Source organism: Erythrobacter sp. SN6-5 (genome assembly GCF_057364945.1).
This window is the reverse complement of record NZ_CP200282.1, coordinates 792,449-806,044: the sequence shown is the minus strand read 5'-3', so window position 1 is coordinate 806,044 and position 13,596 is coordinate 792,449. Positions and strand designations below refer to the sequence as shown.

Here is a 13,596-nt window from a genome sequence, read left to right as displayed (position 1 = left end):
AATCTTGGCGTGGACGCTCATGCCGAGGCCTCCACCAGACATGCGGCCAACTTTGCGCGTAAGGCGCCGTCTTCGACCATTGCGGCGCGCAGGCCAGCGGAGATTTCGATATGGACAAAACCGTCAAACCCGGCCTCACGCAGCAATTGCCCCTGAGCATTCGAGAGCGCGCCCAGCTCCCCAGTGTCGCCGGGATAGACGAGCACAGGAACGGGCGCGAAGGCGATGCTTAGGCAGTCCGCCAGATCCAGCAGCCGCTCGCTCGGTTCTTCGGTGCCATTGCTGAGGATCATGCCGGCGCTCTGCGCAGCTATGCTGTCTCGGCGTTCCCCGTCGAACCCGTGCAACTGCACGTTCAGGCCGTTTGGCGCGGCTTCAGCAAAGCCAAGTGCGAAGGCGCTGAACAAATGATCCTTGGTGCGGACCAGATCGAGCGCGTGCTCGCACCCGCTGATCTTGCGACGCGGCGCAGAATTCCAGGCGGCGGCCTGCGCGCCTGTTTCCAGAAACAAAGCGGAAGCGAGACTACCGGTGTGGCGGTCTGATCCGCGGTGCGGCGCGGCGATCGCCAGCGGTCGAGCGGCTCCTTCGCGGACCCAATAAATTCCGCGTGCCTGACAATCGCCAGTGCCTTCACTCAGCAGCACAGCGTCCGGCGCGTCGGGCACGGCCGATGCCTTAAGGCCCATCCCTTCAAGGTCTGCCAAGCCACCTTTGTTGCCGCTGAGCAGCTCTGCAAAGGCGCTTTGCGCGCGGGCCAGCTCAGCATTGCCTGCCATGGCTGTGCCCTGAACCCCGCTAAATGGGGGGAACAGATAGGCCGCGCCCGCGACAATCGCCGCCGCTGCACCGCCCGCCAATATTGGCTTCGCGCGGCTCATGGCGCGCTTCCTTCACCAAAGCTGTCCGAGATATCGTCGCGCGATGCCTCATATAGCACCAGCATAGTGTAATCGCGCCCGCTAATGCCCAATGGACCAACCGCGCGCCATTGATTGCGGCCAAGATGCAGGCGCTCATCGCGTGTCAGCATATCGGTTGGAAACGCATTAGGCTCAGCCATCCGTTCGCGCGTTTCATCGTTCAGCCGTTGGTAAGCCGCCAGAGACTGAGACCCGAGATAGGTGTGCTGTTCAAAAACCTGCACATCGACACCCAGAATGCCGCGGTCAATGTCGAACATTTCCAGCTCTAGCCGCGCAGCGGGCGTTGGGCTTTCGACCAGCAATTGGTCTTGCTCGGCAACCAATTCTGGCTGTGTGCGGAAGAACCGCCAAGTGTTGCCCGAGGCAAACACGACATCGGGGGAATCCGCCTGAAGATAGGCATCATGGACGGAAATTTCTTCGCCATTTGCGCCGATCCAGCGCATCCGCAAGCCGTAAACAAAGCCGTTCTCCAGGCCGCGGACGTCTTCTGTTACTGAGGGGGCGAGCAGGATTTTGGCCTTGGTCGCCAGCTGGGAAAAGCTGAAGGCGAGCGGTTCATTCTCTGGAATGCGGTAGACAATGGAGCGCTTAGAAATGCGGGCATCGCGCGCGGTGATATCGCGCACATCGGTAAGATAGCTGGCGAGCGGAAGTGCGTATTCGCGTCCGGCCCAGCCAGATGCCAGCGCCAGCAAAGAAAACACCAGAGTCTTGGCAAGCTGGGATAAGGTCATTCCGCCCGCTCCCCGATGCCAGAGAACATCAACCAGCCAAAGGCATAGCGCCGTTCGCTGGTGCTTTCGATATAGCGCAGCGACATGCTGGGGCGGGCCTCCATGCCCGCCTGATGGTGGGCATTGGTAACCGTTTCAGCGCGCAACCCGGCGCTGCGCAGGGCCGAGATAACCTCGCCAAACGCGGGCTGTTCTGGCCCGATCCGATCTTTCGCAACGAGCACATCAACACCGCCCTGATAATCGACCGCCTCGCGTGGGCGGGCGCGCAGTTGGAATATCATGGGGTCAGCCACGCCCTCTTGGCTGCGGACCCATTCCTGCCATGTTACATCAAAGATTGTGTTCGGATCGCGCAGGAAACTGTCGCTTCGAGTGGCGACAAATAATGCGCCGGAGTTCCATTCGCGGTGCACCGCTACGCCAATTCTAGCGGGTAGGACACCGCGTGAGTTTTCGAAGGTCAAAACTGCCTTTTGTGGCTCTTGCCCCTCGGCGAGGAAGATATTGCCTTCATCGCGGCCAGCGGCAGACAGGCTCCAGTGTATTTTGGAGCCGAAGCGGCAGCGGGTGATGTCCATGCCGGCCATTTGCGCCGCCGCACTGGCGATCTTAGGTGCTTCACCAGCGCGCACGCGCTCAATCATGGGCGCGGCAATTTCAAACCGGGCAAAGGCCAGCTGAGGCAGGTCGTTCCAATGGCTGTCTTCGGCCGCACTGCGGGACAGAGTGCACACTTTGGGCTGCTCCGCTCGTCGAGCGGGCGCGGTCAGGCTGGCGATATGGCGCAAGGACGCCTCGCTCAGCTCCAATGTCGCGTAATCACCGCGCAGTCCGCGCCCTTCGCCAGCCAGGCTGACTTTTAGGTCAGGCGCAACTTGGCGCAGCGCCGCAACATTGGCGGCGGCGGCTGCGCCATCGGCAAAGGCAAAGCGTGAGGCAGAGCCCGGACCTGCTGCGCTGATCACAATATGTGCGGTCTCAGTCGCATCGATGAATATCTGCGCGACATTGCTGTCGCTGGTTCGACCGGCTGGCGCAGGCGCGGCGAGCACCAGCCATCGAGCATCCTGATTGCGCTGCAAGGCGAGGGCGGCATTGGCGAGCCCTGGCATGGCCGTCGGGTCGGGCAGAATAATCGCCTCGTCGCGTGCAGCATTGGGGTCAAACACCAGCAATTCTGCGCCTTTGTCGTCATCGCGGATGATCGCCAGGCGTCCATCCTCGATCCTGAGCAGACGCCAACCGCTGGCGCGTTGGTGGAATTCCGGCGCGATTTCAGGCACGCCTTCTTCGATCAATTCGACCAATCGCGAGAGGGTTCTGCGCCCCTCATTCGACAGGGGCTGGGCCGCGCCGCGCATCATGCGGGTGTGCGCATCGCCAACCGCGTTCACGATCAGTGCGTTGAGTTGGGGCGAATGGCCAGATCGCAGACCGTCGGCTTGGATAGGTCCATCGTTCCACGGTGCGCGCGCGGTCGCAGCGGTCAGCGTGAACCCTACGAAATTGCCGATCACTGCGCCTAGCCAGGCTGACCTGCAAGGTTGAGCGGGCAAGGCGCGGGAAGATGTCTTTATCATGCGCTTTGATCGCGATCAGTGTGGAGAGCAAATAGCCGAAACCGAAGAAATCGGTCGTCTTTACGTCTATACCCTGCCACACGATGAACCAGCCCAGCGCCATTTTCCAAGCGAAGCTGATGTTGAAGAATAGCAGCAATTTGCGCCCGCCCTCTAGCGTGACATTAGCCATAAACGGCAGCTGCAGGATCATTCGCGCGATGCAATAGATCAGGATGGCTTCGCCGAACGAGGTCAGGATTTTGGTCGGCTGATACCATTGCAGCGCGATTAGCGCCGGGATCAGAATACCGGAGAAATCCCAGCCATATTTGACGTTGTAATGGCTCGCGATCAGCGCAGTCAGTGTCAGGATGATATAGGCTTTGGGACCGGCGAGGATCGAGCTTGCCAGCCCTTCATAGAGGTAGAACACGCCGCTGATGCGGAAATTGGTAATCTCCATCAGACCGTAACGCACGATCAGATAGGTGAGGCCAATCGTAACGCAGGCCATCGGCAGGCCGCGCTTCAGCCCCGGCTTCCAAAACTGGTTCGCCATCAGCGAGATGATGACGAGGCCGAAGCTTTGCAGATTGTTTTCCCAATCGATCCGCCGGTCAAAGTTTTCCTCTAGCCAGCCGGAAAATTCCGGCAGCAGCAGGCCATCAAATGATAGCCGCACTGCGATGCTGGCGAGTATGAGGCCCATAAAGCGGTCGCGGCCAAACAAGCTGGGGAATCGGCCCGGCGCGAGCTTTTGAGAAAAAACCCAGACGATGAGGTAAGCGACCACCGCCTCGACGCTGATCACGAGCGCCGCAAACGGCTTCACGATCATCAGCGGTACGAGATAGCCCGGCACCACCAGACCTGACAGCACCCAGCCATAGCGCAGGTTGAAAAAGCACATGACGAACACACCGATCCACACGGTCGTGATGATCGATCCGGCCAATCCGCCTTCAGGAAATATGGTGAGAGGAAAAAGGTCCACGGCGCGCTCGTCTCAGCCCTGCTCCGCTGCTGTGCCAGCCGAGACAGGCGCGGTTCCGCCAGCCAGCGCGCGCGCGGCGCGCTTGACCAGCTCAGCAGGCTCCACTGGCTTTCGGGCAATATCGACCACGCCCAGGGCGAGGTGCTGCTCGGTCAGCTTCTCTTCGGTTGCAGAGGACACGATCATTACCGGCGGGCGATGCGCGTCGCTCTCCGCTAGCAGACGCAGGAATTTGATTCCGTCAATCTTCGGCATGACAAGATCGAGCAGGATCAAGTCAAAGCGTGTGGCCTTCACCTGTTTAAGGCCCGCATCTCCGTCGCTCGCCACGTCGACTTCATAGCCTTCGAGTTGCAACGTCAGCTGCAACAGCCCCGCCAGAATGGGATCGTCATCGATCACCAGAATACGCGCCGCCATCAGCCGACCCCTCGCAAATCTACGTTAAAACCAAAGCCATTGGACTGGCTGCCCCAATAGGAAACGCTGGCCGACCAGCGCGTGACCTTGGCCATACCTTCGCCAATCACGCGGTATTCGCCGACCGCGCCTTCTTCGTAATTGGCGATCAGCCACAATAGCCGGTCAAAGCCGATCCCAAAGCCGCCAGAAATCCGGATGTGTGTGCGCCCTTGCAGCTCCTCGAGCTTCAGTTTGACCACGCCGTGCTGCGGCGTATCGGCGATCACCACGCGCAGCATTGCGACCAGCATATCAGCCAGCGCATTGGGCTCTGCCAGAGTGAAACCGCTGACGCTTGGGTGCTCCGCTTCGATAATAACGCCCAGCTCATCTGCCAGAGTGGAGGCGCGGGCAATCGCATCTTTGGCAACAGCGGCGGCGTCCACTGGATAGCAGGCCTCGGTCAGGTCACGCGTTTCAGAGCGGATCAAGCCAGCAACTTCGTCAAGGCGGCTGGTGGCGCGGCGGGCGGTTTCGCTAATGCGTTCAACCACGCTGCGCACTTGCTCGCTGGCCAGGCGCTCATCACTGGCGAGCTGAGAGCCAAGCAGGATCGCTTCAAAATCATTGCGCAATTGCAGATCGATGAATTTCGCCACCGCTTTGCGCAGGTCAGCGGCGCGGTTCACATCGCGCATATCAATCGCTTCCAGCACCAGAATACGATCCGCGCCGTGCGCATGGCTGACAGGTGCGGCGAGGCGCAGCATCCGCTCGCTCTGGCGATTGCCGTCGCCCAGATCACGCATCGGCATGCGCATTTCAGAGCCGTTGAGCATCAGGTCTTCGATCAGGGCCTCGACACGCTCTGCATCGAGTTCAGTGAGCGCCAGCAAAGCCTCTGACAGCGAGGTGTCGAACAGGTTGAGCCCTGCCTCACGGTACAGCTCCTGCATCGCTTCATTGGCGTGCAGGGGAGAGCCGATCAGGTGGAAGATGATAACCGCGGTGTCGATCGTGTCGAACCCGCGGCGCACTTGCTCAGATTCGTTGGCGACCAGTGCGATGGCGCTTGCGACCTTATCATCGAGCGGCAGATAGCGGCTTTCCTGGCTGGCCCGCGCGTTGAGATCAGCGCGCCAGCGGAACAGCTCGCGGAAACTTGTGACAATTGCGCGCACCAGATGCGCCGATTTGCCCGGTGTGGCGGTGTCTGGTCGGGTGTGGAGCCAGAACAATTGCTGATCGCCCGCGCCGACCCAGCCGATCCGTGCTTCGCCTGCCCAGCTAGGCACGATATCGGCGGCATCGCGCACCGCAAAGGTCGCGCGCAGGTCCTTCAAGATCGCGGCGAGCTGTTTTGGCGCAATGGCAATGTCTTCGATCGAGGCGTTGTTGCCCGCGACCGGCTGTAGCTGGCCATTGGGTAGCAATTCGACCAACAGGCTGCGCTCAACCCCGGCATATTGTGCGGCGGAACCCAGCAGCTGCGGCAGGCGTGCGCCTTCACGCAGGGCCGAGCGATTGAATGAGCTTTGCACCGCGCGCGAGGCGGTGCGTTCCAAGCGGCGATCTTGCGAAGTTTCGCGCTCGATCACACGCTGGAAGGTGATGATCCATGGGGCCAGCATCAGTGCGGCCACGGGCAGCAAAGTGGCCGTAAACAGCAAAACGGCCCAGCAGGCCGCGGCGATCAACAGGCTGAAACTGATGGGTATGAGCACCGCCAGCCGCTTGGGATCGGTCTCGCGGTAGACCAGCGATAGCAGCGCGCCGAGCGCGAGCAGCATTACCCACACCTGCCAATCGTGGGCGTAATAGCTGATTTGATCTGTCCTGAGTGCGTTCACTGTGTGGGCGCGGAAAATCGCCTCGCTGGTGGAATGATCATTCGGACTAAGCGGCGTGCTGAGCGATCCGCGCAGCGCCTCTGGCTGAACCACCATGGCGACCAGACCGGCTAACTCGCCCGGCTGGATCTCGCCGTTGGTTAGTTGGCTGGCCTTCAGGATCGGGATGCTTTGACGGTTTGGCATCGGCACCAGAAATTCACCGCGTGGCGGCTTTTTGTCAGCGAGTGCTGCGTCAAACACCGCTATGGTCTCGCTGCGCCCAGGAAGGGTCGCTGATTGCACGCGGTTGATGCCATATTGCGCCGGAGCCAAGGTCCGCGCCGTGGGTATGGCCGATCCGACAGTGCCTGTGGCTTCCAGCTTCCAGCTTTCATTTTCGGGTAGTTGCTGCGCTGGCAGGCCAATGATGACGGGAACAGCGCTTGAGGCGACGCGGCCACGGTCAGCGCTGAGATAGCCGATCCGCTCAACGCCAAGATTGGCAAGCGAGCGTTCCAATGCTGTGAACTTGGCTGGGTCTTGCGCGGCGAAAGCGGGATCACGCTCGATCACCACGACGCTGGGCTGGCTGCCCGCTTGGTTGACGGTGACGGCATCGAAGAACCGCCCATCCACTTGCGTAAAGGCGCCAAGCTGATGAAGGGCAGCCAGTGCAATCGCGACCAGCAGCGGGCCAAGCCATTGGCCCAGCAGCTCGCGCCGGACAGCGCGCATGCGCCGCGAGTTGCGCGTGTTCGCGCGCGCATGCGCACCGCCTGATGGCTTGCTGTCTTCCAGGGTAGGTGTGGGCGAAAGCGCGGTCACGATATGTGTGGGATCAGCAGATAATGGGATGACGCAGCCTCATTCGCTCTTGCCGCTATGCGGACGGATGCGAGAATGATGGCGATGCTTACCCAACTGCCAATATGCCCCAGACCCCCTTAGTTTTCCCAGTCAAACTGGCCGTTCAATCGGCCATGTCTTGGTGGGCGCGGCCGAAACAATCCGGCCAAGCAGCCAGCAAAGCTGCCTTTCATGGTTACTATTCAGGGTCTGGCGCTAAGGAATTATCACTAATTATACGTTAATCATCACAGGCTTGTTTATTAAGGGGGCTACACGGCCCACGTACCACTGGTGGCTGTATGGCGCACGGCACCTAAAATGACGTCACGAAGGAGTGAACGCTTTTAGGGTTCTGGCTTAGGCAAACATCGTTAGCTCGGTCTTAATCATATTCTTACATAAGCGCCGGGTGAAAGAAGCATCAAACACCCAGTGGACGACCGCAAAAGCTGGTGCCAGCGCAAAAGCGCTGCGCGTGCTGTTGGCCGAAGACACGCCGATCAGCGCCGAGGCGATGCGGGCGATGGCTGAGCATTTCTCAGTCGATATGGATATTGCCGCCAATGGGCTGGAGGCGATTGACATGGTCGAGACCGCGAAAGCCGACGGACGGCCGTATTCGCTAATGTTGGTCGATGTAATGATGCCGATTTTGGACGGTGTTGAGACGACCAGGCGCCTGCGCGCTCGCGGGTTCGATGCTGAGGCATTGCCTATTATCGCAGTCACCGCCGCCACCAGTTTTGACGAAATCCGCTCTTACCGCGCCTGCGGAATGCAGGCTTTCCTGGCCAAGCCGGTCGCGCTCAAGGATCTGGGTGCGACGCTGGAGGCTTGGGGCCACAAGGCTGACAAGCAGTCGGCAAAATCAACCACCACCATTGAGCCAGCACTACTCGAGGCGCTGGAGCAGCAATTTCGAGACCGTAATACGCGCACCCTCAAACTGGTCGAAGCTGCGCTTAAGAACTCCGACTTTAGCGATGCAACCATCAATGAAATTAGGCACTTGCTTCATCAGATAGCGGGGACCGCGAGCACTTTTGGCGATCCCAAACTGAGCGAGATGGCGCGCACGCATGAGCATTCGCTGATCGAAGCTGGAATGAATGAGGAGGAGCTCCAAGAGCATCTCCGGAAGGCTGCAAAAAGCCTCAAAGAAAGGATCAAACCGTGAAGTTTCCGTTCTGGACGTCGATGCCGCAGCGCATGACATGGCTGGCGCCAGCGTTTGCCCTGGCTGTACTGGGTTCGCCTGCGGGCGCACAGGTGGCCGAACCACAAGAAGAAGTGGTCGTTGAAGAAGCTGCCTCAGTGGATCGCGTCCAATTTGATGGGTTGGTCGAAATTCGCGGGGTCGAATCCGACGTGGATTTTGATCAGGGCGATGCAATCGACAGCTCTGGCGTGGGCGTGCGCGCCCGGCTTGGCGTGACATTTGACCTCAGCGAGACGACAAGTGTTCGGGCGGAGGCCGAAGGACGTATCTTTGAGTTTCGCGACGAGGCCCGCGATGGATTGGAAACCGCGGTTGGTCGTTTGCACGTGACGCATCAAGTCTCTGAGGAAGTTCAGCTGCGCGGCCATCTGCGCCGCTTTGAAAATATCGCTGTTTTGGAGGCATTTAGCGCAGATCAAACGAGCATAGGCGCGCGCGTTCAATGGCAAAGTGGCAACGATCGGGTGCGCGTAACCGCCGAATACCGTGAGCGTGAGTATGATACGAGCGTGGGCGGTGATGGTGATGGCTATCAGGTGACTGCGCAATACAACCGCCGCCTTGGCCGCTATCATTGGGTCCGTTTGGATGTTCGCCAAGAAGACATGCAAAGCGATAACGAGCCGCGCCGCAGCTTTGAACGTCAAAGCGCGCGGGTGAAATACAGCCTACCGATTGCCAAGCGCCTGCGGCTGCGCCCGTCGCTCGAATATCGCCAGTGGGATTATGACGCTCGCATCGCTCAAGGTGACCCCAGCGGCGCATTGCGCGAAGACAGCTATGTTGCGCCCGCGGTGGAGCTTGCCTGGGGCCGCGCATCGCGCGGGCTCTATGCCAATGCCAGTGCGGAATACCGCATCAAATCCTCCAATGATGAACGCTTTGATGATGATGCAATCCGTGTCGGCGTCCGAATTGGCTATCGCTTCTAAGGGGGCAAAGAGCACGTGATCACCGCTCAAACGGGGAGTGGTTGCGATTCGTTTTGGCGCGATCCAACAGACCAAAATTAAGGGGCCTAAAACCCGCTCTACCGGGCGTCAGGACCCCAAAATTAACTTCCTTTTAGGTACATAGGTTTCCCTTTTGTAACAGGGTTCCTCCGTATTGTTGCTGAGCGACGGGCACATCGGTGTCCACGATTCGTTTAGGAGACCAAGTAATGAAAACTGCAATCTTTGCCGCTGTTGCTGTACTAGCGACCAGCACCTCAGCTTTCGCTCAGGACGCTGCTTGGCTCGACCACTGACGTCGACGTCGACAACGATGTTGTAGTCGTGGACACAGACGTGACGGTTGTTGAAGACAGCTTCGACAACAACACCGACAACTTCAACGACAGCTTCGATGACAATTCGGACAACAACAGCTTCAACGACAACTCAAACCGTGAGTTCAACGATAGCTTTGATGACAACCGCGATTTCGTTGACAGCAACAATGACAATTCGGTCAACAGCAGCGACAACTCAGAGCGCACGTTCAATGACAGCTTCGATGACAACTCGGACACCTTCACTGCGAACACCAACTTCAACAGCAACAATGTCTTCAATGACAATGCGATCGTTGCAGAAGCGACCCTGTCTAACGTTGTAACCGGCGTTGATGTGGACTTTGGCGACGTTGAAGATTCGGCTCGTTTCGTGAACCGTCTTAGCAACTCAGGCAATGCCTTCCGCAACTATTCAGGCCTGAACGCTCTCAACCAAAACACCGGCGTTGGCGCTTCGCAAAATGCGAGCGTTACGATTGCCGTGTCGAGCGAAAACTTCGACGTAAACTAAGTCGCTTTCAGGTTTGCTTTGCGCCGCCTGCCCACAGAGGTGGGCTGGCGTGGGCACCTGAAAACAAGGAGTTAAAGCTATGACTAAGATTAGCATGGCATTTGCAATGGCTTGCGCTGCTGTAGCCTCTCCGGCACTTGCCGAAGACGCCAAATCAGCGCCTGCAGAGCAGACTGCGCCTGTGGCAAAGCCAGTGTTTGCTGACGCCACTCCGGTGGATGAGGGCAAGCTGGCGAAAATCGCTGGCCGTGAAGACCTGACCCAGCTGACCAATTCGGATCAGACGAACAGCGTTGGCGGCAATAGCGTCGGCGACAATTCGAACACGGGTACGATCTCAATCAGCGATAGTGCCTTTAGCAATCTGAATGGAATAACCATTCTCAATGCCAACACCGGCAATAACGTGGCAATCAACGCCGCTGTTCAAGTGAACATCGCGCTTCCGGCTCAGTAAGCTGGGATTGTAATATGGCATTTGGCGGCGTTTCACGAATGATCACGGCAATGGCAGGGGCTATGCTCCTGCCTGCTTGTGCCGCTGTGCCCGTCGATGACGGCGGGTTTCAGCTCACAACGCATGCCTAGCACGCTGGCGCTGGAAACTGCGCCGCGCAGCATGGTCGAAACCCGCTATGACACGGTTATTCGCCAGCAGTTTGATTTCAGTTGCGGTTCTGCCGCGCTCGCAACGCTGCTGACGTACCATTATGGCCGCGATCAAGGTGAAGGTCTGGTGTTTCGCGGCATGTGGCGTGATGGCGATCAGGAAGCAATCCAGAAACAGGGTTTCTCGCTGCTCGACATGAAACGTTACCTTGGCGCTCAGGGAATTGACGCAAATGGCTATAAGGTCTCGCTTGACCAAGTTCGCCAGGCTGAAACCCCTGGGATCGCGTTGATCGCGCCGGGTGGATACCGCCATTTCGTGGTGGTCAAGGGCATTGAAGACGGTTTCGTCTTGGTCGGAGATCCCTCGCTGGGGCTGCGCCGGATGGACCGCGAAGAATTCGAAGAAACCTGGAACGGCGTCTATTTTGTCGTGACAGGTGGAGCAAATATTAACCATCTTGCCTTTAATGCAGACGCGCAATGGGGCCGCGTCGCAGCATTTGGGGCGGACCAGGGCATGTTCCAGCCGGTGAGTCAGCAAGTTCTGAACCTTACCGCGCCGGGTTACGGGGAATTTTAACGATGCGATTTATTCGCTTTCTTGCTGTGATACTTGCCTTTGTGGCTGCACCTGTCGCTGCGCAATCGCCATTTGGCGCGGTTGCGGCGATGGATGACGCTGCTTTGGCTGGTGAACGCGGCGGCTTTATTCTTCCCGGTGGCATCGATCTGGACTTGGCCATCACCCAGGAAACCAGCATTGATGGAGAGCTCGTATTGCGCTCGTCCTATGTGCTGGCTCAGGGCGGACCCGTTGTATCGATTGAGCAAGTGTCTCAGAACGTTTCGGTGGAAGCCGAGGGCGACGATACAGGTAGCCGTATAACCATTTCGGTTCCTCAAACCCAGGTTGTTCACCTGGCAGGCCGGACGACCGGCAGTATTATCACCAATTCCGCCGATGACCGCGCTATTTCGACCGTCACGTCCATTGATCTCGATTTGTCGAGAACGGTTGTTGGTCAAATTGGTTCGCTCATACCGTCTCTGGGCGCGCTTGCTGAGGATGCAGCAAACTTCAGTTTCGACTGACCTTAGTCGCGACTGTCCGGACGGATGGTAATACACAATGCGCAACGCATTTCTGAGCCTCGCTCTTATGGGCGCCGCTTTGCTCGCAGGGCCAGCCGCTGCCCAGAACGCAGGGCAAGGCGCTGGCACTCCGACGCGCGAAATCGAGATGGTTTCGCGGCCCGTCGTGCAGCCTGTTGGCACGCGCTCGGCCAAGCCTGCGGCTCAAGTAGCGTCAAATCCGGACATACAGTCTAAAACCCCGACAAACGCGGCTGAACTGGCGCAATTGCGCGCTGAAGTGTCAGCTCAACGGGATTCGATCGCGCAGCAGATCAGCGCGCTTCGGGCACAGCAAAGCCAATTGGACGCGATGGAGCGACGCTTGGCGCTTGCTCTAGGCGAAGAACCCGTGGTTCGCCGTGCGGCCGCTACACCTTCTCAGGCTCAGTCTGGTGCCGCGCCGCGCCGTGTTGCCACTGCGGCCCCACAAGGTGCTCAGAACGCGCAAACAGGCGGTTCCCAGGGCCGTCCGCAAGGCGCGGTGGGCGTTGCGCCGGAAGATGCCGATCGCCAACCAGAAATTGCCGCGCTGGGCCGTCAGGGAAGCGCTATCACCAAAAAGGGCAAATTGAGCGGTGAGGTCGAGTGGAGCTATGCCCGCGCTGACCGTAACCGTGCACTCTTCCGCGGTGTCGAAGTGGTCGAATCCGTCCTCGTCGGCGTGTTTGATATCAACGAAAGCCGCCAGGACGTGTTCACCCAAAAGGTCGGCCTGCAATATGGCCTGACCGATGATCTGGAAATTGGCGTTGATGTGCCGTTTATCGCCCGCTGGGACACCTCAGTCCTGACGCCTGTGGCTGGGCCTGATGCGAATGGCGACACGCGCGAGATTGACAACAGCGCCAACGGTTATGGCATCGGCGATGTCGAAGTGCTGCTACGCAAGCAATTGCACGCTCCCAAGGGCTTTGGCGCCTATCTGATCGGCAATCTACAGGTGGACATTCCAACCGGAAGAGGCCCATTCGAACTCAACCGCAACCAATTTGGTGAAGCGAGTGAAGCGGCGACCGGCTCAGGTTTCTGGGGCGTGACCCCGGGTATCACCGCCATTATCCCAAGCGATCCGGGCGTTTTGTTCGGTAGCTTGAGCTATACCAAGAACTTCGCACGTGACGTCAATGCGGTATTGCCGCCAGTGCAGATCGAACGAGTGGATCCCGGTGACGTCCTTTCCTTCAGCGCCGGCGTCGGCCTTGCGCTCAATCCGCGACTGTCGCTTAACTTTGGCTATGCGCACAGCTGGGGCTTTGGAACCGAGACCACAACACGGGCGCTGACCGAAGGTGCGGAATCGGTTACTCAGAGGTCACGTGATCTCCAGATTGGGCGCTTTCTGTTTGGGACGACCTATAAGATCAATCCAAAGACGAGCGTGAATTTCGGGATCGAAGCGGGCCTTACCGATGACGCGACCGATATGCGCGCGGTCGTTCGCTTCCCATTCGTATTCTAGGGTTATGATCTAGGCCTATGCCACGCTTGTCGCTCGCCCGGTATGTTCCAGCTCGAATGGTGCAGGGATGGCGGGCCGAC

Annotated in this window: 12 protein-coding genes; 7 read left to right on the top strand and 5 right to left on the bottom strand. The window is 58.9% G+C overall.

The genetic code is table 11. The features are described from left to right. Positions 1–17: 17 nt before the first annotated feature. The 5 genes from AC0V6Z_RS03915 to AC0V6Z_RS03895 all read right to left on the bottom strand — a co-directional run bounded on the left by AC0V6Z_RS03915 (position 18) and on the right by AC0V6Z_RS03895 (position 7,281). Positions 18–881, bottom strand: a complete 864-nt coding sequence (locus AC0V6Z_RS03915; RefSeq protein ID WP_472640083.1) for a hypothetical protein — start codon at positions 879–881, stop codon at positions 18–20. Beyond that, on the bottom strand, positions 878–1,663 hold the full coding sequence (locus AC0V6Z_RS03910; RefSeq protein ID WP_472640082.1) for a hypothetical protein: 786 nt from the start codon (positions 1,661–1,663) through the stop codon (positions 878–880). Before AC0V6Z_RS03910 ends, AC0V6Z_RS03915 begins: the two co-directional genes overlap by 4 nt. A gap of 1,332 nt (positions 1,664–2,995) precedes the next feature. Beyond that, on the bottom strand, positions 2,996–4,222 hold the full coding sequence (locus tag AC0V6Z_RS03905) for a poly-gamma-glutamate biosynthesis protein PgsC/CapC (protein WP_472640080.1): 1,227 nt from the start codon (positions 4,220–4,222) through the stop codon (positions 2,996–2,998). A gap of 12 nt (positions 4,223–4,234) precedes the next feature. After that, a complete protein-coding gene (locus tag AC0V6Z_RS03900) occupies positions 4,235–4,642 on the bottom strand; it encodes a response regulator transcription factor (RefSeq protein ID WP_472640079.1) in 408 nt (135 codons plus the stop codon). Beyond that, positions 4,642–7,281, bottom strand: a complete 2,640-nt coding sequence (locus AC0V6Z_RS03895; protein WP_472640078.1) for a hypothetical protein — start codon at positions 7,279–7,281, stop codon at positions 4,642–4,644. The genes AC0V6Z_RS03900 and AC0V6Z_RS03895 overlap by 1 nt, the downstream gene beginning before the upstream one ends. A 433-nt stretch (positions 7,282–7,714) precedes the next feature. Between AC0V6Z_RS03895 and AC0V6Z_RS03890 the strand changes: the two genes are divergently transcribed. The 7 genes from AC0V6Z_RS03890 to AC0V6Z_RS03860 all read left to right on the top strand — a co-directional run bounded on the left by AC0V6Z_RS03890 (position 7,715) and on the right by AC0V6Z_RS03860 (position 13,516). After that, positions 7,715–8,482, top strand: coding sequence for a response regulator (locus AC0V6Z_RS03890; RefSeq protein ID WP_472640077.1), 768 nt, complete (start codon positions 7,715–7,717; stop codon positions 8,480–8,482). After that, on the top strand, positions 8,479–9,456 hold the full coding sequence (locus AC0V6Z_RS03885; protein ID WP_472640076.1) for a hypothetical protein: 978 nt from the start codon (positions 8,479–8,481) through the stop codon (positions 9,454–9,456). The genes AC0V6Z_RS03890 and AC0V6Z_RS03885 overlap by 4 nt, the downstream gene beginning before the upstream one ends. A 345-nt stretch (positions 9,457–9,801) precedes the next feature. Next, positions 9,802–10,311, top strand: coding sequence for a hypothetical protein (locus tag AC0V6Z_RS03880; protein WP_472640075.1), 510 nt, complete (start codon positions 9,802–9,804; stop codon positions 10,309–10,311). A 79-nt stretch (positions 10,312–10,390) separates the two neighbouring features. Next, on the top strand, positions 10,391–10,768 hold the full coding sequence (locus AC0V6Z_RS03875; RefSeq protein ID WP_472640074.1) for a hypothetical protein: 378 nt from the start codon (positions 10,391–10,393) through the stop codon (positions 10,766–10,768). Between the two features lie 123 nt (positions 10,769–10,891). Then, positions 10,892–11,503, top strand: coding sequence for a C39 family peptidase (locus tag AC0V6Z_RS03870; RefSeq protein WP_472640073.1), 612 nt, complete (start codon positions 10,892–10,894; stop codon positions 11,501–11,503). A 2-nt stretch (positions 11,504–11,505) separates the two neighbouring features. Continuing rightward, positions 11,506–12,015: a hypothetical protein gene (locus tag AC0V6Z_RS03865; RefSeq protein WP_472640072.1), complete on the top strand. Its 510-nt coding sequence runs from the start codon at positions 11,506–11,508 to the stop codon at positions 12,013–12,015. A gap of 37 nt (positions 12,016–12,052) precedes the next feature. Then, positions 12,053–13,516: a transporter gene (locus tag AC0V6Z_RS03860; RefSeq protein WP_472640071.1), complete on the top strand. Its 1,464-nt coding sequence runs from the start codon at positions 12,053–12,055 to the stop codon at positions 13,514–13,516. Positions 13,517–13,596: the final 80 nt, after the last annotated feature.